This is a genomic window from Synechococcus sp. KORDI-49, assembly GCF_000737575.1.
Classification (GTDB): domain Bacteria; phylum Cyanobacteriota; class Cyanobacteriia; order PCC-6307; family Cyanobiaceae; genus Parasynechococcus.
The window spans coordinates 2,069,189-2,087,806 of the sequence record NZ_CP006270.1; the positions used below are offsets into that span (position 1 = coordinate 2,069,189).

Annotated in this window: 23 protein-coding genes and 1 tRNA gene; 9 read left to right on the forward strand and 15 right to left on the reverse strand. The window is 62.5% G+C overall.

All coding sequences use genetic code 11. The features are described from left to right. Window positions 1–3: 3 nt before the first annotated feature. From metK to psbB, 6 genes are all read right to left on the reverse strand, one after another. On the reverse strand, window positions 4–1,263 hold the full coding sequence (metK, locus tag KR49_RS10550) for a methionine adenosyltransferase (protein WP_043695111.1): 1,260 nt from the start codon (window positions 1,261–1,263) through the stop codon (window positions 4–6). Between the two features lie 24 nt (window positions 1,264–1,287). After that, a complete protein-coding gene (locus tag KR49_RS10555; RefSeq protein ID WP_043695114.1) occupies window positions 1,288–2,073 on the reverse strand; it encodes an HAD family hydrolase in 786 nt (261 codons plus the stop codon). Window positions 2,074–2,084: 11 nt separating this feature from the next. Further along, the gene (locus KR49_RS10560) at window positions 2,085–3,185 is read right to left on the reverse strand and encodes a 30S ribosomal protein S1 (RefSeq protein WP_043695117.1); all 1,101 of its coding nucleotides are present in this window, start codon (window positions 3,183–3,185) and stop codon (window positions 2,085–2,087) included. A 100-nt stretch (window positions 3,186–3,285) separates the two neighbouring features. Continuing rightward, window positions 3,286–3,765, reverse strand: coding sequence for a transcriptional regulator NrdR (gene nrdR / locus KR49_RS10565; protein WP_043697358.1), 480 nt, complete (start codon window positions 3,763–3,765; stop codon window positions 3,286–3,288). A 216-nt stretch (window positions 3,766–3,981) separates the two neighbouring features. Further along, complete coding sequence (locus KR49_RS10570) at window positions 3,982–4,077, reverse strand: photosystem II reaction center protein T (protein ID WP_006042122.1); 96 nt, start codon at window positions 4,075–4,077, stop codon at window positions 3,982–3,984. A gap of 23 nt (window positions 4,078–4,100) precedes the next feature. Further along, on the reverse strand, window positions 4,101–5,660 hold the full coding sequence (psbB, locus tag KR49_RS10575) for a photosystem II chlorophyll-binding protein CP47 (RefSeq protein ID WP_043695121.1): 1,560 nt from the start codon (window positions 5,658–5,660) through the stop codon (window positions 4,101–4,103). 187 nt (window positions 5,661–5,847) lie between these two features. Here psbB and KR49_RS10580 point away from each other — a divergent pair, with 187 nt between their 5' ends. Together KR49_RS10580 and psbM are read left to right on the forward strand one after the other, a co-directional pair. Beyond that, window positions 5,848–6,297 carry a 2Fe-2S iron-sulfur cluster-binding protein gene (locus KR49_RS10580; protein ID WP_043697361.1) on the forward strand — a complete coding sequence of 150 codons (450 nt, stop codon included), beginning with the start codon at window positions 5,848–5,850 and terminating at the stop codon, window positions 6,295–6,297. A 59-nt stretch (window positions 6,298–6,356) separates the two neighbouring features. Continuing rightward, complete coding sequence (psbM, locus tag KR49_RS10585; RefSeq protein WP_043695124.1) at window positions 6,357–6,461, forward strand: photosystem II reaction center protein PsbM; 105 nt, start codon at window positions 6,357–6,359, stop codon at window positions 6,459–6,461. A 3-nt stretch (window positions 6,462–6,464) separates the two neighbouring features. Here psbM and KR49_RS10590 read toward each other — a convergent pair whose 3' ends face one another. Further along, a complete protein-coding gene (locus tag KR49_RS10590; protein ID WP_043695127.1) occupies window positions 6,465–7,313 on the reverse strand; it encodes a universal stress protein in 849 nt (282 codons plus the stop codon). A 46-nt stretch (window positions 7,314–7,359) separates the two neighbouring features. Here KR49_RS10590 and KR49_RS10595 point away from each other — a divergent pair, with 46 nt between their 5' ends. The 5 genes from KR49_RS10595 to KR49_RS14315 are packed head-to-tail and all read left to right on the forward strand — an operon-like array spanning window position 7,360 to window position 10,599. Beyond that, window positions 7,360–7,827 carry an acyl-CoA thioesterase gene (locus KR49_RS10595; protein ID WP_043695131.1) on the forward strand — a complete coding sequence of 156 codons (468 nt, stop codon included), beginning with the start codon at window positions 7,360–7,362 and terminating at the stop codon, window positions 7,825–7,827. A 27-nt stretch (window positions 7,828–7,854) separates the two neighbouring features. After that, entirely contained in the window at window positions 7,855–8,955 is a 1,101-nt protein-coding gene (gene dprA, locus KR49_RS10600) for a DNA-processing protein DprA (RefSeq protein ID WP_043695133.1), read from the forward strand. Next, window positions 8,952–9,830: a peptide chain release factor N(5)-glutamine methyltransferase gene (gene prmC, locus KR49_RS10605; RefSeq protein WP_253912754.1), complete on the forward strand. Its 879-nt coding sequence runs from the start codon at window positions 8,952–8,954 to the stop codon at window positions 9,828–9,830. Before dprA ends, prmC begins: the two co-directional genes overlap by 4 nt. Then, window positions 9,827–10,429 (forward strand): L-threonylcarbamoyladenylate synthase, encoded by a 603-nt coding sequence (locus tag KR49_RS10610; RefSeq protein WP_043695139.1) that lies wholly within the window; start codon window positions 9,827–9,829, stop codon window positions 10,427–10,429. The genes prmC and KR49_RS10610 overlap by 4 nt, the downstream gene beginning before the upstream one ends. Continuing rightward, window positions 10,426–10,599, forward strand: coding sequence for a hypothetical protein (locus KR49_RS14315; protein WP_173402146.1), 174 nt, complete (start codon window positions 10,426–10,428; stop codon window positions 10,597–10,599). The genes KR49_RS10610 and KR49_RS14315 overlap by 4 nt, the downstream gene beginning before the upstream one ends. Before the next feature lie 7 nt (window positions 10,600–10,606). Here the strand turns inward: KR49_RS14315 and KR49_RS10615 are convergent. The 7 genes from KR49_RS10615 to ctpZ form a co-directional block, all read right to left on the reverse strand. Further along, window positions 10,607–10,678 (reverse strand) — tRNA-Thr (locus tag KR49_RS10615). Beyond that, a complete protein-coding gene (locus tag KR49_RS13040; protein ID WP_052378329.1) occupies window positions 10,669–10,878 on the reverse strand; it encodes a response regulator transcription factor in 210 nt (69 codons plus the stop codon). Before KR49_RS13040 ends, KR49_RS10615 begins: the two co-directional genes overlap by 10 nt. Before the next feature lie 39 nt (window positions 10,879–10,917). Further along, the gene (gene minE, locus KR49_RS10620; protein ID WP_043695142.1) at window positions 10,918–11,181 is read right to left on the reverse strand and encodes a cell division topological specificity factor MinE; all 264 of its coding nucleotides are present in this window, start codon (window positions 11,179–11,181) and stop codon (window positions 10,918–10,920) included. 4 nt (window positions 11,182–11,185) lie between these two features. Further along, entirely contained in the window at window positions 11,186–11,998 is an 813-nt protein-coding gene (gene minD, locus KR49_RS10625; RefSeq protein WP_043695145.1) for a septum site-determining protein MinD, read from the reverse strand. A gap of 60 nt (window positions 11,999–12,058) precedes the next feature. Next, window positions 12,059–12,700 (reverse strand): septum site-determining protein MinC, encoded by a 642-nt coding sequence (gene minC, locus KR49_RS10630; RefSeq protein ID WP_043695148.1) that lies wholly within the window; start codon window positions 12,698–12,700, stop codon window positions 12,059–12,061. 63 nt (window positions 12,701–12,763) lie between these two features. Then, on the reverse strand, window positions 12,764–14,014 hold the full coding sequence (locus KR49_RS10635) for an HD domain-containing protein (protein WP_043695151.1): 1,251 nt from the start codon (window positions 14,012–14,014) through the stop codon (window positions 12,764–12,766). Beyond that, complete coding sequence (gene ctpZ / locus KR49_RS10640; protein ID WP_043695154.1) at window positions 14,011–15,288, reverse strand: carboxyl-terminal processing protease CtpZ; 1,278 nt, start codon at window positions 15,286–15,288, stop codon at window positions 14,011–14,013. The genes KR49_RS10635 and ctpZ overlap by 4 nt, the downstream gene beginning before the upstream one ends. Before the next feature lie 67 nt (window positions 15,289–15,355). On the opposite strand from ctpZ, the gene petB reads away from it, so the two are divergent. Together petB and petD are read left to right on the forward strand one after the other, a co-directional pair. Beyond that, the gene (petB, locus tag KR49_RS10645) at window positions 15,356–16,012 is read left to right on the forward strand and encodes a cytochrome b6 (RefSeq protein WP_007100534.1); all 657 of its coding nucleotides are present in this window, start codon (window positions 15,356–15,358) and stop codon (window positions 16,010–16,012) included. Between the two features lie 39 nt (window positions 16,013–16,051). Continuing rightward, window positions 16,052–16,534 carry a cytochrome b6-f complex subunit IV gene (gene petD / locus KR49_RS10650; protein ID WP_043695157.1) on the forward strand — a complete coding sequence of 161 codons (483 nt, stop codon included), beginning with the start codon at window positions 16,052–16,054 and terminating at the stop codon, window positions 16,532–16,534. A 52-nt stretch (window positions 16,535–16,586) separates the two neighbouring features. Here petD and KR49_RS10655 read toward each other — a convergent pair whose 3' ends face one another. Next, entirely contained in the window at window positions 16,587–18,041 is a 1,455-nt protein-coding gene (locus KR49_RS10655) for a glycoside hydrolase 100 family protein (RefSeq protein WP_043695160.1), read from the reverse strand. Window positions 18,042–18,618 lie beyond the last annotated feature (577 nt).

The following is an 18,618-nucleotide window of genomic DNA, read 5'->3' on the forward strand; positions in this document are numbered from 1 at the left end:
GCTTCAGGCCAGGGCTCCCTGTTTGATGCGCTTGGCTTCCGCCTTCACAAGCTCCTCGCTCTTGGCTGCCACGTCCTCCCAGGGAGCCTTGAGGTCGTTGCGACCGAAGTGGCCGTAGGCGGCGGTGTCCTGGTAGAAACGCCCCCCCCGCTGCTGGGGCAGGTTGCGCAGGCCAAAGGTCTCGATGATGGCTCCGGGGCGCAGGTCGAAGTGTTCCTGCACCAGTTCGGTGAGTTCAGCGTTGGACACCTTGCCGGTCCCGAAGGATTCCACAAGGATTGAAACGGGCTTGGCCACACCGATGGCGTAGCTGAGCTGCACCTCAGCGCGTTCCGCCAGACCGGAGGCCACCAGGCACTTCGCCACGTAGCGGGCGGCGTAGGCCGCTGAGCGGTCCACCTTGGTGGGATCCTTGCCGGAGAAGGCACCACCGCCGTGGCGTGCATAGCCGCCGTACGTGTCGACGATGATCTTGCGGCCGGTGAGACCTGCATCCCCCTGGGGGCCTCCCACCACGAACTTGCCTGTGGGATTCACCAGGTACTTGGTGGACTCGCGACTGGGTTTCAGGGCCAGATCAGCCGTGGCGGGCTCCACCACATGGGTCCAGAGATCGTCCGTGATGCGCTCGCGGATCCCCTGTTCGTCGCTGATGCCATCCACTTCAGCGGTGTGCTGGGTGGAGATCAGGATCGTGTCGATGGCCACCGGTTTGTCGTTTTCATACACGACGCTCACCTGGGTCTTCCCGTCAGGGAGCAGATAGTCGAGGGTGTCATCGTGGCGGATCTCAGCCAGGCGACGGGCCAGACGGTGGGCCAGGCTGATGGGCAGCGGCATCAGCTCCGGCGTTTCATTGCACGCATAGCCGAACATGATGCCCTGATCCCCGGCACCCACCAGATCGAGGGGATCACCGGCGTGGTCATCGGCTTCATTCACACCCTGAGCGATATCGGGAGACTGCTGATCGAGTGCCACCAGAACAGCACAGCTGTTGGCATCGAATCCGCCGGCGCGGGCGCCGCTGTAGCCGATCTCCTTGATCACATCGCGGACGAGGTGGATGAAGTCCACCTGAGCCTTGGAGGTCACCTCACCGGTGATCATGCACAGCCCGGTGTTGACCACCGTTTCGCAGGCCACACGGCTGGTGGGATCCTGAGCCAGCAGAGCGTCAAGAACCGCATCGCTCACCTGATCGCAGATCTTGTCGGGATGCCCCTCCGTGACGGATTCGGAGGTGAAGACGTAACGGCTCATGCTCTCTGGCAGTGATGCAGGACTTTACGGGGCGGCTTCTAGCGCCAGCTCCTGCCAGTTGTCCATCACGTGGCAGGCCGATGGCAACCGGGGGTGGGTGCTCCAGCCGCCCCGGTAGCCAACAACCACCCCAATGCCCGCGTCGACGGCCATCTGCAGATCGGTTTCCGCATCGCCGATCAAGGCGCAGTTCGCCGGATCCAGGCTGAGGCGCGTGCAGAGCCGGGCAACGGCCTCCGGATCGGGCTTGCGAGGGGAATCATCCGCGCTCCAGTTCTGCTGGAACAGCGTGCTCAGCTTGTGATGGGCGAGGAACCGCTCAATGCCAGTGCGGGTGTCATTGCTGATCACCGCTGCTGGCACCCCCTGGCGTCCCAGCTGATGGAGGAAGTCTTCCGCACCCGGCAGCAGCGGTGATGGCGTCTGCGGGGTGTTGTCCGCGTTGTCGCTGATGTCCACCTGATCAAAACTGGCCGTCGCCAGACTCAGAGCGTCCGGCCAGCTGAGGCCCAGCAGACAGAAGACCGTGGCCGCTGAAACCAGATTGTCCTGACGGGCCGCCACCGCGATGGTTCCATCGGGACGCAGGCCCTCAGGGATGATCCCGAAGGCATGACGCAGTGCGTCCCGGAGCTGCGCCTCCATCGACTGTTCGGGACAGCGCTCCCTCCAGAGCCGTGCTGCGGTGTCGATGCGTCGTCGGGCCAGCGACAGCAGATGCGGTTCGCTGTGGGACAGGGTGCCGTCCTTGTCGAACAGCACCGCGTCGATCGTGCCGATGCAGGAGGTCCTGAGCAGGAGTCTCGGCATCGTTTCCGGCTTCAGACCAGCATCACACCCAGGGAATCGTCTCCTTCCTCAGCCTGTTCCAGCAGCATCTGCTTGTAGCGGGCCGCCATTTCCTCGGCTTTGTCGAACACCTTCTGGGGGTCGGTGAGCATGTCGCCGGGTTCCGGCTCAAGAGCCTTGGTTGAAAGGGAGATGCGACCGCGCTCCGCATCCAGATCGATGATCATCACTTTCATCTGATCATTCACATTCAGCACCGAGTGAGGGGTCTCGATGTGCTCGTGGCTGATCTCGGAGATGTGCAGCAGACCGCTGACACCGCCGATGTCGATGAAGGCGCCGTACGGCTTGATGCCGCGGACGGTGCCAACCACCACTTCGCCCACCTCCAGGCGGTTCATCTTGCGTTCCACAAGGGCGCGGCGATGGCTGAGCACCAGACGGTTGCGCTCCTCGTCCACCTCCAGGAACTTCAGGGGCAGGAAGTCGGCGACCAACTCCTCTTTGGGCTTGCGGGTGCTGATGTGGGATCCGGGGATGAAGCCTCTCAGCCCCTCCACCCGAACCAGGGCACCACCGCGGTTGGTGGCGAACACCTCGGAGTAGATGGTGGCGTCTTCCTTCTGCAGCTGACGCACACGTTCCCAGGCGCGCTGGTATTCAATCCGGCGGATCGAGAGGGCCAGCTGGCCGTCTTCGTTCTCCTCGCTCATGATGAAGAACTCTCTGATCTCACCGGGCTGCAGCACATCGCTGAGACCCTCGACCCGGTTGATCGAAACTTCCTGAAGCGGCATGAAGGCCGCAGTCTTGGCTCCGATGTCGATCATCGCGCCCTTGGACTCCAGGGCGAACACGGTGCCGTTGACGATGTCGCCGGGCTTGAAGTTGTAGTCGTACTTGCTCAGCAGAGCAGCGAATTCATCGATGGTGAATCCGGCATCATCCAGATTGCGGCTGCTGGCTCGGCTACTGGGGTCGTCAGCGGTCGGGACCTCTTCGGGGATGCTCAGATCCTCTTCGCTGAAATCGGCTTCCGCTGCATCCAGCGTGGCTGTTGCCGCGCCGGTGTCTTCATCGCTGGGCGGCGCATCGATGTTCTGGGCCTGTTCTTCGATCGGAGTCGCAGACATTGGGCAGTGGCGGTCTACCTCGGATGGGCAGTGCGAAGGATTCACACGGGCTGCCCGCCGACAGCCTGTGGAGAATTAAAGACTCTACAGATCAGTGAACTCAGCTCACTGCTGCGAGATGTCCCTTGCTGTCGGTGTTCATGGTTTCAAGGGTGGAGACGAAATCGTCGATGCCGCGGAACTGCCGGTACACCGATGCAAAACGGATGTAGGCCACTTCACTCATCTCCTTGAGCTGAACCAGCACCATCTCTCCGATTTCCGCACTGGTCACCTCTCGGCCACTGCGCTGCTGGAGTGTCAGCTCGAGTTCCTCAACAAGGGATTCCAGCCGGGAAGCGTCAACACCGGTCTTCTCGCAGGCACGGTTGAGACCATGCAGCAGTTTCCCGCGGCTGAAGATCTCGCGGGTTCCGTTGCGCTTGATCACCGAGATCGGCACGGTTTCCACCCGCTCATACGTGGTGAAGCGGAATTCGCAGTTCAGGCACTCGCGGCGCCGTCTGACACTGCGTCCGCCATCCGCCGCGCGTGACTCGAGCACCCGGCTGTCCGTGTTCTGGCAGGAGGGACACTGCAAGTCGGAGCTGGTAGCAAAGTGCACCAACTGTAGACAGTGATTCGAAGCTTGAGAAGGGTGTGCTGGACACAGGTCTCAATAAAGGATGTTTCGGACTCTTTGGGCTGGAGTGAGACTGCGCCATACCCGGACTGATGACGAGATCGGAATGGGACGCTCAGCCCCAGAGTCCGGCCATAAAAAACCCCGCCGAAGCGGGGTTCCCATGGGTTGGACTCACTTGCCGATCTTCGGAGGATCGCGGAAGGCGATCGCGAAGAACAGGGTTGCAATCGCAAGAGTGAGAATGAGGATGTAAGCGAAGCTTTCCATCTGAGGACTCCTTTAAAGGGCGATCAGTTGAGCGGGGAGCCTGCTGGAGGCACATAGCCTTCAGGCAGCCGTCGTGTGGATTTGTCGCCCAGTTTGGCGAACAGACCGAATTCAACCTGGTCTCCAAGGTCAGGATCGATCCCGGCGAACACATCTCTGTAGAGGGTCCGGGCTCCGTGCCAGATGTGGCCGAAGAAGAACAGCAGCGCGAAGGTGGCGTGGCCGAAGGTGAACCAGCCGCGGGGTGAGCTGCGGAAGACGCCGTCAGAGTTGTAGGTGTCGCGATCGAAATCGAAACCTTCACCCAGCTGAGCCTTGCGCGCCAGGCGTTTCACGTCAGCGGGATCGCTGAACTTCTGGCCATCGAGGGCTCCACCGAACACCTGGGCCGTGACGCCCTGCTGCTCGAAGGAATACTTGGCTTCCGCCCGACGGTAAGGAATGTCGGCACGAACGATCCCTTGCTCGTCCTGCAGGACAACAGGGAAGTTCTCGAAGAAGTTGGGCAGACGGCGAACCTCGAGTTCACGCCCCTCTTTGTCCGAGAAGACGATGTGACCCACCCAGGAGGTGGCCAGTCCATCGCCATTCACCATGGGGCCGACACGGAACAAACCACCTTTGGCAGGGCTGTTGCCGACGTAGTCGTAGAAAGCGAGCTTTTCAGGAATGGACTCATAGGCCTCCTGACGCGTTGCACCATCGTCCATGGCGGTCTGGACGCGACGGTTGATTTCCGTCTTGAAGTAACTCTGATCCCACTGATAGCGGGTGGGTCCGAACAGCTCAACAGGGGTCGCTGCCGACCCGTACCACATGGTTCCGGCCACGATGAAGGCGGCGAAGAACACAGCGGCGATCGCACTGGCGAGAACGGTTTCGATGTTGCCCATCCGCAGCGCTTTGTAGAGACGCTCGGGTGGACGGGTGGTGATGTGGAAGATGCCGGCGATGATGCCGACGATCCCGGCCGCGATGTGGTGAGCGACGATGCCGCCCGGGTTGAATGGATTGAAGCCCTCCGGACCCCAGGACGGTTGGACCGGTTCCAGGTGACCTGTTAGCGAGTAGGCATCGGATACCCACATTCCCGGGCCGAAGACCCCGGTCAGGTGGAAAGCACCGAAGCCGAAGCAGCCGAGACCGGCCAGCAGCAGGTGAATGCCGAAGATCTTGGGGAGATCCAGGGCCGGTTCCCCGGTGCGGGGGTCCTGCCAGATCTCAAGATCCCAGAACGTCCAGTGCCAGATGGCGGCGAGCATCAGCAGTCCGCTGAAGATGATGTGGGCTGCTGCCACACCCTCGAAGCTCCAGAAGCCTGGATCCACCCCGGTTTCTCCGGTGATGCTCCAGCCACCCCAGCTGCCTGTCACACCGAGACGGGACATGAAGGGCATCACGAACATGCCCTGACGCCACATGGGGTTCAGGACCGGATCGGACGGGTCGAAGATGGCGAGCTCGTACAGAGCCATGGAGCCGGCCCAGCCGGCAACAAGGGCTGTATGCATGAGGTGCACGGCCAGAAGGCGGCCCGGGTCATTGATGACGACGGTGTGCACCCGATACCAGGGCAATCCCATGGGTCAGGTTCGGGGGGGACAGAGCTGCACGGTTAGCAGCTATTCCGGCCGATCGTAAGGGTTTCGTTCCGTCTGGCGGTTTTCCCTCCCTCCAGCTGAAACGAGCGGTGACATGAATGTTCGAGGCAGGCTGTTCACAAAACGCAACCCTCGAACCCATGATGGTCGTCTTCTGCCCGCTCTTCCCATGCCGGTGATCCGATTTGTTCGAGAAGGTCGCGACGTGGAGTGCTTCCCGGGAGAGAACCTCCGCGACGTCGCTCTGCGGGAAGGGGTTGAGCTCTATGGGCTCAAGGGTCAGCTCGGCAACTGCGGTGGCTGCGGTCAGTGCATCACCTGCTTCGTCGCCGTTGTCGACGAGGATGGTGTGGAGGCTCTCTCGGAGCGGACCCCGGTGGAGGAGGCCAAGCTGCGTCGGCGCCCGCAGGAGTGGCGCCTGGCGTGTCAGGCCCTGGTGGATCGTTCCCTGCTGGTCCTGACCCGTCCTCAGGTCCGCCTGCCGGATGCGGAGGCCCGTCTGGCGGCGGCCCGGCAGGCTCCGCTGCCGGATGGGCCCACCGCGTGGCCGGTGCCACCGGAAGCCGAGCTGGAGGAGTCGGAGGACGGGACTCCTGCTAACGCCGATGAAGAGGGCTGAGACTGTGGCGTCGATGGCCGCTCGACGGTGATACGTTCGCCAGGATTCCAACTGCGGCTATGGAAACCAACGATCTCGGATTTGTCGCCAGCCTCCTGTTCATCCTGGTGCCGGCGATCTTCCTGATCATTCTGTATATCCAGACCAACAGTCAGCAGAGCTGAGGGTCATCCGCGCTCCGGTTCCCGGACCAGCAGGACCGGCGCTGGAGCGTGAACCCGGATGTAGTCGCTGACCGAACCGCCAAGAAGTTTGTCGAGATCCACCAGCCCCCGTGCCACGAGCGGGCGGCGGTCCTGCGAGGCGATCACCACGAGGTCAGCATTGGCTTCACCGGCCGCGGCGCAGACAGCCCGGCCGATGTCCTTGCCGAAACTGGTCATCGGCCGGAGCTCCACTCCGAAACCGCGGGCGCGTTGAACCGCAGCGTCGAGAATCTCATCGGCGCGGGTGCGTCCACCGCGGGTCGGTGTCGATTCCTGCCGGACCACATGAAGACCCGTCAGCGTTCCGCCGGGGATCTCGCTGATCAGCTCACAGGCGGTGCGAAGGGCGTCGTCTCCGACGCCGGTTCCATCGATCGTCACCATCACTCGGTTGACATGGCGCACGTAGAGGTCATCGCGCACGAGCAGCATCGGACGGGTCGACAGTTGGAACACGTACTGACTCGTGCTGTTCGCGAGGATCGACTGAAGGCGTCCGAGCCCCCGGGATCCCATCACGATCAGGTCGCTGTCGATCTCCTCGGCAACCTTGAGCACAACCTGTTTGGTGTCCCCTTCGCGGACCAGGATCTTCACGCTGTCGGCCTGGAGACCCATCCGCTCGGTGGCCTTGCCCAGGAGGCTCTCGGCGTCGGCGCGGTGATCTTCCGCTTTCGCCTTGCTTTGCTCCGGAACCACATGGAGCAAGGTGGCCCGGGCCCTTTTCAGGCTCGGGACGTCCTGCAGCATGCGGACCATTTCTTCGACATGACCCTTCCCTGAGTCGGCGATCAGCAGATTCCTAAACACGTAGGTGAGGCAGCCTGTCTCGAAAGCCTATGGGGCGGGAAACAGGATGAGTCGTCAGCAGAGGCAGAGCGTTACGACGCGCCCCTGGCGTCTGCGCAAGCGGGTGCTTCCACAGCACACCGACCATGCCGGCGTGATGTGGCACGGCGCCTACGTGGCCTGGCTTGAGGAAGCCAGGGTGGAGGCCCTCTGCGCAGCGGGCCTCTCCTATGCCGTCATGGCGGATGAGGGCATTGAGATGCCGGTTGTGTCGTTGCGGATCGACTACCGCCAGGCGCTGAGGCACGGGGATGTGGTCGTCCTCGAGAGTCGCTGCGAGGCGAGGCGTGGTGTGCGCTGGCCCTGGACGACCCGGTTCCTGCTCGGTGAGACGGTGATGGCGGAGGCGGTCGTGGAGCTGGTGATGCTGCGGCGCAGTGAAGAGGGTGGTGTGGTGCTCCGGCGGGTGCCGCTGGAGGTGCAGGCGGTGATCGACCGCCTGCTGGGAGGGGGTCACGAGGAGCCGCCGGTCTAATCTGGTACGGATGTACTGATTGGCGGGATGCGCGGTTGGTGGTGGGTCTGGAGTCAGTGTCCTGGTGTCGGAGCGGTGCGTTTGTCCCATCTGCGGGCTGTCGCCAGGGACCATGGCATCGGACCTGAGGCTCTCTGGAGCTGGCCTGAGCCGCGTCTGGCCGAAGCTCTCCCCTGGCCTCGACCGGTGTTGCAGGCGGTTGAGCGGTATCGCAGCCACCTTGGACGGCACCCGGATCTCACGGTTCCCCGCGAGGTGCTGCTGCCCTGCGATGACGCTTGGCCCGTGCGGCTCGATCGGATGGCTCAGCCGCCGAAGCTGCTGTTCCGCCGCGGACGGCTGGACCTCCTGGACTGCCTGACGTCGGGTCAAGCGGTGGCGGTGGTCGGTACACGGTCGGCATCCCCGCATGGCATCCGGATGGCGGAGGACCTTGGTCATGCCCTGGCGCGCTCCGGTTGGCCCGTGATCAGCGGCCTTGCCGAAGGCATTGATGCCGCAGTGCATGGGGGCTGCCTTCAGGCGGATGGAGCTCCTGTGGCCGTGCTCGGGACCGGTCTCGATCGCGTGTATCCCCGTCATCACGATGCTCTCCAGAAGGCTGTGGCGCAGCAGGGGCTGCTGATCTCGGAACGCTCCTCCGGGGAGCCGGTCCAGCGGGGCCACTTCGCCCATCGAAATCGTCTGATCGTGGCCCTGGCCTCGGCGCTGGTGGTGGTGGAGTGCCCGGAGCGCAGCGGTGCGCTGATCTCTGCTCGGCTGGCTGAACAGCGCTCCTGCCCGGTTTGGGTGGTGCCAGGGGATGCCCTGCGCTGGTCGGCCAGGGGAAGCAACGCTCTGCTGCAGAACCAGGCGGCACCGCTGCTCTCGGCCGAAGCCCTCGTCAGGCATCTCGGGCCAGGGCCTTTGCTCCGGCATGAGCCTGAGCCGCTTCCATCCCAGCTGAACCCGGAGAGGGCGGAGCAGATCGAACTGCTGCAGGCCATGGCCTCCGGTGCCTCACTGGAGGATCTGTCGAGCCGTCTGAGGCAATCTCCTGCCGCCCTGGCTCGCCGGCTTCTTGAGATGGAGCGGCATGGCAGGGTCGTGTGTGAGTCTGGTTATCTCTGGCGTCCCTGCCGACGTTGACGGATCCCCGGAGCATCCCTGGCGCGGAGCTGATGGCCTGGCGACGGGCACAGCTGAAGCGAGGTGGTCGCGGTGTTGACCTCGACTGGCTCCTGGACCTGGGCGGCGGCCTGTCCTGGCGCGATCTGCAGCTGTTGATGGTCGATGCTGACCGCACCGTGATCCTCCAGAGTCCGCTCGAGATCCTTGAAGAACACTGGTTGCGTCACCTGCAGCATCAGGTGCCCCTGCAGCATCTGGTGGGCCTCTGCCCCTGGCGTGATGTGGTCCTTGAGGTCTCGGAGGCCGCTCTGATTCCGCGTCAGGAAACCGAGCTGCTGCTGGAGCTGGCGAGTTCAAGGCCGCTGTCTGGTGCTCCTCGGCGGCTGGCCGATCTCGGCACAGGGTCCGGCGCCATCGCCGTCGGCCTCGGGCGCAGCTGGCCCGACGTTCCGGTGCACGCGGTGGAGATCAGTCCTGACGCCCTGCTTCTGGCGGAGCGGAATCTCAGAACGCATGGCGCCTGCGCTTGCTGGACGCTCCACTGCGGCAGCTGGTGGGAGCCGCTCAGGCCCTGGTGGGGTGCGTTCGATCTCGTGCTCAGCAATCCGCCCTACATCCCGTCGAACCTGATCCATGGTCTCGAGCCGGTCGTGCGGGACCATGAACCCCATCTCGCCCTCAGTGGCGGCGCCGATGGACTCGACAGCGTCCGTGCCGTTGTGAAGGATGCCCCCAGGGCTCTGTCGCCGGGGGGATGGCTTCTGATCGAACATCACCATGATCAAAGCGATGCCGTGGTGGCACTGATGCAGAGAGTCGGTCTGAGCGATGTGGACGCGGCCCCCGATCTGCAGGGTGTGATGCGCTTCGCGATGGGGCGAAGGCCATTGTGAGCTCTTCCCCCATCGACATCCTCGAGGCTCCGCAACTGGCTCGACGGCTGTTGGCAGGCTCAGCCGCCGTGATCCCGACCGACACGCTCCCTGGCCTTGCCATCCAACCTGAGTGCGCCGATCGTCTCTGGACGATCAAGCGGCGCCCCGCCGACAAGCCGCTGATCCTGATGGGATCCTCCGCTGTCGAGCTGATCAGTCTTTGCGACGAATCCTGCCGGGACGAGGCCATGACGATGGCCCTGGATCACTGGCCGGGTGCCCTCACCCTTGTTCTGCCCTCCACAGCCCCCGTGGTGGGATGGCTCAATCCAGGAGGAAGCAGCCTCGGACTGCGGGTGCCGAACTCGTCCCTGACGTGTTCGCTGCTGAGCCGGAGCGGTCCGCTCGCAACCACCAGCGCCAACCGTTCAGGTGAGCCCTCCTGCGCATCAGCGGCCGAGGCTGCGGTCGTTTTCCCGGATCTCCCGCAGCTGGGGCCTCAGCCATGGCCTCGATTGTCTGGCCAGGCGAGCACCGTGCTGGCCTGGGATGGTCCAGGTCGCTGGCGCCTCCTGCGCAGGGGCGCTGTGATGCCCACAGGTTGTCAAGACCGATGATTGCCCTGATCGGCCTCTGCCTGTTGTTCATGAGCCTGTTCCACTGGCTTTTTGAGCCAATCGAGCAGGTTGTCACCGCTCTGCTCGAAGTGCGAGCACTGGGCTGGATGGCCCTTCTGACGTTGATCTGGATTTTCGCCTCGCAACCCGCTGGCGGGTCTGAGCGCTAGATCCGAAAGCCGGCTGACGGATTTGAACCGACGGCCTTCGCTTTACAAAAGCGCTGCTCTACCACTGAGCTAAGCCGGCATCTCACGCATGGTAATCATCCAGAGCGCCAGCTCCAGCCTGTTGCGACATCCTGTCTTCGCGAGTGCTCGGCTGATGTGACATTCCACCGTGCGGTGGCTCAGCACCAGTCTGTCTGCGATGGCGCGGTTGCTGAGGCCCTCTGTGAGCAGAGCAGTCACGCGCTGCTCCCTGGGGGTGAGGTGGTTGAGAGATCTCAAGTACGGGAGGACTCTGGGGAGAAGTGTTCCCCGCGCTTCTCACTTCAGGGACCGTCGGATCGGCAGATTGGCCACCAGCGCCGTGACGCGATCCTCGGTCTCCAGACTCACGTCTCCCTCCTCGACGTCGATTTCCACGTAACGGGCCACGACCTCGAGAATCTCCCGACGCATCTGCTCCAGCAGCTCGGGATTGAGGTCGCTCCGGTCGTGGGCCAGCACGAGCTGCAATCGCTGCCGTGCGGATTCGGCGCTGGCGGGCTGACGGCGCAGCAATTTGTCGATCAGATCTTTGAGCGTCATCGGTTCAGAAGATCCTGGTCTGCATCAGCTGGCGCATCTTGGCGCGCAACCCTGAACGGGCTTCGGAGGGATCCATGAGAGGAACGTCTTCTCCCTGAAGGCGGCGGGCGATGTTCTTGAAGGCCTTCGCTGCAGGGGAATTGCTTCCAGTCAAGGTCAGCGGTTCTCCACGGTTCGTGCTGACGATCACCTGTTCGTCTTCGAACACCAGTCCGAGAAGCGGCAGAGCCAGGATGTCGGTGACATCGTCGGCGGAGAGCATCTCCTGATTCGACATCATCTTCGGACGGACGCGGTTCAGGACAAGCTGAATCGGAGTGACTCCCTGACTGTTGAGCAGGCCGATCACCCGATCCGCATCACGGACGGCAGCAACCTCGGGTGTGGTGACCACCACGGCTTCCCGTGCTGCGGCCGAGGCGTTCTTGAAACCATCCTCGATTCCTGCCGGGCAATCGATGAGGATGTAGTCGAAGGAGGGCTCAAGCAGTGCCGTGATGGCGCGCATGTCCTTGGGTGTCAGCCACTCCAGCATCCGTGGATTACCGGCCGGAAGCAGCGCCAGGTTGGGTTCCTGTTTGTGTTTGACCAGCGCCTGTTCCAGCCGGCAGGACTCGGCCAGAACCTCCTGAGCGGTGTAGACGATGCGGTTTTCAAGGCCGAGGAGCAGGTCGAGATTCCGCAGGCCGAAGTCGGCATCCAGAACGACCGTGCGGACACCCTGGCGTGCGAGGGCGATTCCGAGATTCGCCGTTGTCGTCGTCTTGCCGACGCCGCCCTTGCCCGAGCAGATCAGGATCGTTCGTGTCGTCGACACCAGGGATTCGCTTGGGTCTCGCCAGGATAAACAGAGTGTTTGCACTGGCAACCCAATTGATCAGCGGCGAGGGAGGGTCTGTGCGGGTGCCGCCTCGATCACGATCTCACCGTCCTCCAGGCGGGCCTGCTCCACCAGACCCTCCTGCGGCAGATCCTCAGGTCCACGTGCCACCACGTCTCCGATGCGCAGCTGAAGTGGCCTCAGTTGCAGGGCGATGATCCGCGCTGAAGGATCGCCGTCTCGTCCGGCATGGGCGATTCCGCGCAGACGCCCCCACACAAGCACGTGTCCAGCAGCACTGATCCGTGCACCAGGATTCACATCTCCGTAAAGCAGAACATCCCGGTCGCTCTGGAGATGGTCGCCGGATCGAAGGGTGCCGTGATGGAACAGCAGCCCTTCCCCTGTCGATGGAGATGGATCGGCTGTCGCGTTGTCTTCCGCGAGGTGCGGCTGCAGCCGTGCATCGAGACCGAGGGCCGAAGCGCTGACGACGGTCTCCGGACGATGTCCGAGCAGGGTCCGGAGGGTGTATCCGCGGGCAGCAGCGATGCCACTCAGCTGCTGAAGATCGCTGCAGGTCAGCAGCCAATCCCCGCAGTCAAGATCAATCGGCCCTGGCGAGGCGTCCTGCAGTCGGTCCTCCAGAGCATCCCGCCAGTGCTGATGGTGTCGGTCCGGCAGCTGCAGCATGGTCATCGACGCCGGGAGCCTGGTGTGCCCCATTCAACGGGAGACAGGCGACAGGTCGAAGGTTCGGCTTCAGAACCCCTCCCCATCCAGAGCGGCCTGCAGATCCTCCTGAATCTCCCGCGGATGGATCAACCAGGACGTCTCAGCAGGTGTCGACAGACTGGCCACCAGTGCGGACGCTTGCTCGAGAGCCTGAAGACGGCGGCCATTCCAGAGCCGCAGCCCGCCTCTGTAGGGGTGATATCCACGGATCTGCTGGTGACGCAGCCCACAGCAGGAAGCCGGATCCAGGCCGATGGATTCCGCCAGACGTCCGGCGATCGCCAGGGCTTTCAACTGGTCCTCGCTTCCGATGTGTTCCACCGCCATGGCCTTGAGAAGGCGTCGATCCAGAAAACGGCTGCACAGTTCAGCCAGGGAGTCCGGTCCCTCCTGCTGCCATCTCTGCAGGTGATATCCGGTGCGGACGTCGTCGTTGGCCAGAAAACAGGGAAGGTCGAGACCGTCTGGTTCCCAGAGCCATCGGGCCATGACGGCATCGGCCCAGACCTGATCGGGCCCCAGCTGCCTGGCGGTGCGCACCAGCCTCTCCAGCAGCCAGTTGCACACCACGTTCAGGCGATGGTTGTAAACGCTCCGGTACATCAGATTGCGCACCACCAGGTAGTGCTCCACTGCCATGAGGCCCTTGGGATGCAGGGCCAGGTCGCCGTCAGGAGCGAGGGTCAGGGCCGCCAGGATGCGATCGAGATCCAGCTGTCCGTAACGCGTTCCGGTGCTGTAGCTGTCCCGCAGCAGATAGTCCAGCCGGTCACAGTCCAGCTGACTGCTGACCAGTCTCTTGATCACGAGACGTTCCGCCTCTCCCTTGGCAAGCAGGGCAGCGACGGCTGCCGCCGTTCCGGGGGCATGGTCTTCGAGGCAGCCGCGGATCACCGGATCCTCCTCAATGATCCGGGCTGACCAGTCCTCATGACGCAGTCCGAACATCTCTTCGCCGGTGTGGCTGAGGGGGCCATGGCCGATGTCGTGCAGAAGTGCTGCGGCGTACAGCAGCCCTCGATCAACCTCCAGCTCATCGTTCTGGTTCAGCAGCTGGGTGAAGGCGCGCCTGGCCAGATGAAACACCCCGATGGAATGGGTGAAGCGGCTGGATTCCGCGCCGTGAAACGTGAGGAAGGCAGGCCCCAGCTGACGTACCCGGCGCAATCGCTGAAAAGGTGGGGTGTCAACCAGGGTCATCACCATCGCTTCCGCCGGGACATCCCCGTCGAGTCGGATGCCCCGGTGCAGGGGGTCGTGATAAGTGCGCTGGTTCATCCCGCGGGGACGTCCGCCGTTCTTTCGAGCAGAGCCTCCAGAGACTGTTGGGCCTCGTTCAGCCAGCGATCACCATCCCCTCCTGGATTCAGCGGTTCGGGTCCATCCAGCACCCGCTCAGGTTCGATGCCTGTGCCCTGGATGTCCCGTCCGTCTGGGGTCACGTAACCGGCCACGGTGACCGCCAGCCCACTGCCGTCACTGAGGTTGGTCAGGGTCTGGATCAGGCCCTTGCCGAAGGTTAGGCCGCCCAGCAGCGTCGAACGCCCGTTGTCCTGCAGTGCTCCCGCCAGGATCTCGCTCGCGCTCGCTGTCCCTCCATTGACCAGGGTGAGCATCGGACCGTCATAGAGGCTGTCGAATCCCGCCTGAATCGAGTCGTTGATGCCCTCCCTGTTGCGGGTCTCCACGATGGTTCCGCCCGCCAGGAAGTCATCCGCCACAGCGAGGCCGGAACTCACCAGACCGCCTGAATTGTTGCGGAGGTCCAGCACCAGCCCTTCGATGTTTTTGTCCTGCAATTCAGCCAAGGCCTGACCGACCTGCTCGGGCACGCTTTCGGTGAATTGGGTGATGCGCAGGTAGCCGAAGGTGTGGGAATCGCTGCGGAGCCGCCGGGTGCGCACCGGACGCAGGTCAACGCTGCGTCGCTCCAGCGAAAGCTCATGTTCCCCATCCACCCCATCCGACAGCATCAGCAGAACCGTGGTCCCCACGTCGCCGCGCAGAGCGTTGGCCGTTCCTTCCAGTCCGAGATCAGCCACCGCCACACCGTTCACCGAGAGAATTTCGGCACCGCTGTTCACACCGGCGTCCGCGGCCGGGGAGCCGTCGAGCGCTGAGATCACCACAACTCTGGAACTGTCTGATCCCGGGCCGAGCTGGAGCCCCACACCACTGAGATTTCCAGTCGTGCTGTCCTTCAGAGCGGCGTAATCATCCGGGCGTAACAGCCGTGTATAGGGATCCTCGAGGGGCACGAGCATCGCCTCGATCGCCTGATAGGCGTCCTCGCTGCTGCTGATCGAACGCTCCAGGGCTTTCTGGCGCTGGCGTCTCCAGCGGATCTCATCCAGTCGCTCAGGGCTGAGATAGCCCTGATTCACAAGCCTCCAGCTCTCCACCACCAGCTGTTGGGCATCGCTGAGGGCCTGGGCAGATCCCACGGGCTGCAGGACCAGTCCGCAGCACATCAGCAGCGCGATCAGGCTGCGCAGGCAGGCAGACACACTGCGCCGCAGCCGTTCTGAGTTTCCGTTAACAGTCGGATACATAGCGGTCCCTCCGGCGCCGTGGCTGAAGCGTGCTCAGTAGACTTTCGCAACTCGAGCCCGCTTGTGCATGGCGAACTCATCACCGGTTTACGACTGGTTCCAGGAACGTCTTGAAATCCAGGACATTGCCGACGACATCAGTTCCAAGTACGTGCCGCCGCACGTCAATATTTTCTATTGCCTGGGCGGCATCACCCTGGTCTGCTTCCTGATCCAGTTCGCGACCGGCTTCGCGATGACCTTCTATTACAAGCCGACCGTGGCTGAGGCCTACACCTCGGTTCAGTACCTGATGACGGATGTCAGCTTCGGCTGGCTGATCCGCTCCGTGCATCGCTGGAGCGCATCCATGATGGTGCTGATGTTGATCCTCCACGTTTTCCGGGTCTATCTGACCGGAGGCTTCAAGCGTCCCCGTGAGCTCACCTGGGTCACCGGTGTGACCATGGCGGTGATCACCGTCTCCTTCGGCGTCACCGGTTACTCCCTCCCCTGGGATCAGGTTGGATACTGGGCCGTGAAGATCGTCTCCGGTGTTCCCGCTGCCATTCCTGTGGTGGGCGACTTCATGGTGGAACTTCTCCGGGGCGGTGAAAGCGTCGGCCAGTCCACCCTCACGCGCTTCTACAGCCTGCACACCTTTGTGATGCCTTGGTTGCTGGCTGTCTTCATGCTCATGCACTTCCTGATGATCCGGAAGCAGGGCATTTCCGGTCCGTTGTGATCGATTTCTCTACTCTTCAACCATCACCCGGAGTTTCTGATGCACATCCTCAAGAAGCCTGATCTCTCTGACCCCAAGATGCGGGCCAAGCTCGCCAAAGGCATGGGGCACAACTACTACGGAGAGCCTGCCTGGCCCAACGACCTCCTCTACATCTTCCCGGTCGTCATCCTCGGAACCATCGCCTGCGTTGTTGGTCTCGCTGTTCTTGATCCGGCCATGCTCGGAGACAAGGCCGATCCCTTCGCCACCCCTCTCGAGATTCTTCCCGAGTGGTACCTGTATCCGGTGTTCCAGATCCTTCGCGTTGTTCCCAATAAGCTTCTGGGAATTGCTCTGCAGACCCTGGTTCCCCTGGGACTGATGCTCGTTCCCTTCATCGAGAGCTTCAACAAGTTCCAGAATCCCTTCCGCCGTCCCGTGGCCATGACGGTGTTCCTGTTCGGAACCGTCGCCACCATCTATCTGGGTATTGGAGCAGCGATGCCGATCGACAAGTCTCTGACACTCGGCCTGTTCTGATCACCGATCGGAACCATCGCCACAAGCCTCCGGGTCCGACCCGGGGGCTTTTTTATTGGAGACCGGTTTCCAGCTGCAGCATGAGCACATCGTCGGGGTTCACCCGCAGGAAGTGATGCAGCAGCAGAAAGCCCACGATGGTCCAGGTCTGATAAGTCCTGGACTGCTGCCCAACCCAGGTGCCTGTGGGCCCATCGAAGTATTCGGCCCACTGCTGTCTGGGCAGCTGGTTCAGATGGCTCCAGTAGCACTCCTCCAGCATGGTCTTCATCTGACCCATCAGCAGCACGTCCGCATGCGGGTGAAGCCGCTCATGCAGCAGGATCGACGACCCGAAGAACCAGAGCAGGCTCGGCCAGTGCCCACCGTTGTGATAGCTCCAGGGCCAGTTCTTGGGGTCTGAACCGGTCTTGTTCTCCCACTCCACACCACCCATGGGGGGGTGGCAGATGCGCATCGGCATCTGAGCCATCAGATGCTGGCGGTTATGCAGCACGAGCCGGAACAAGGCCCGTTGCTGGGGCGCGGTGAGCAGTCCGAACAGGGAGGCCAGTGAATTCCCGAGGCTGTAGAAGCGGAAATCCGGTCGGCCGGTGCGCATGTTGCCGATGAGATACCCGCCTCGGTTTTCCAGCCAGTCCTGCAGCCAGTCGGGAATCACCTGAGGCTGCACATTGAATTCGTTCTGATATTGATTGTCGCCGTACTGCTCCGTTGGGCGTCTCCTCAGAACCTGCATGGTTTTGCTGGTGACCCAGTAGTGCTTGAGCAGGTACTGGCGCAGATCGTGCATCCATCGGCGGCTCAGCCGGAGACGTTCCTCCAGCAGCGCATTGCTGTCGTGCCGCTGACAGAGTTCCATCAGTCCGATGCAGCTGCGCAGCGCTGCGAACAGCAGCACCTCCACTTCCAGCGGTGCTCCCCAGACATCCATGGGGCGATCAATCATGAAGGCGCAGTCCGGAACAAAGAGCACCGGTGTGCCTTCGAAGCTCGGATGGAGCACCAGGTCCAGCAGCAGTTGCAGCCCGCGCTGAACACGCTGACTGCGTCCGAATTCTGAATCGCCGCTGCGCTTGACGTAGAGCCAGCACAGAATCGGCCACCAGAGGCTGGCATCCACGGACGTGATCCGTCCGATCGATCGCTGGCCGTAATCGGCCACCAGATCACCCTCTTCTTCCACAAAGCTGGTGGGGAAGACGCCGCGGGTCTGCACCGTCGTGCTCTGCAGATCCAGACAGACCGAGAGAAACTGCTTCACCACGGGGTATCTCCCCTGAAGCAGGAGATAGATCATCACGGGAACGTTGTCCCGAAGGAAGATCTCTCCGTAGTTCAGCGCCTCGTCGTGACGCGGATGCTCCAGGGCTGCCACGCTCCCTGCGAGTTCCCCGCGGATCTGGATCAGGGTGCGTTCGAAATGCTCGCGGGCCTTCTGAACAACCTGATCTTCTTTCGAGCTCGGACGGAACCGTTGATTCTGCTGTGTGAAGCCGGTTGGCATCGCATCCCGTCATCCTTTTGGGAAGCTAGTCATGCCAACGGGTCTCGGCAGTGGAAGCGATTCTGCTGATCCCTGAGGGTCGCTGCTGTTGCCTGAGTGGGCGTTGTGGTGTTATGGTTTTGTCTTGCGCAGGAGCCGAGAGGCGAGTGCGCAAGCCGAAGCGCTGAAGGCGAAAGCCTTGAGGTGTCTGAGGCGGCTTACAGGACCAGGAGGGAGAGATCCCACGGTGTTGTAAGTTTCACAAGCGGTCGCGAGACCGCGTTGATCAACACCCACCTTCTGAAAGGGAGGAGAGGATAGTTGATCGAACCTGGACAATTGAAAAGTTTAGGAACTGACGCTTTCATCGCGTTCAGATGAGCATTGAGCCGCAAGGTGAGGTGCACATTTGAATGAAGAAGCGATGAAGGTGTGAGGTCCCGTCAAAAGAACAAACGTGTTGCAGAGAAGCATTGTGCTTGCAACGGCGAGGTTTTCACGAGCCTTGCGGTTGCCGGTGTGCGCAATGTGGAGCAACAACCGGATCTGAGATCCTGGAAAGTCATTGAAAGAGAAATCTAGAGATGCACTCTTAAGA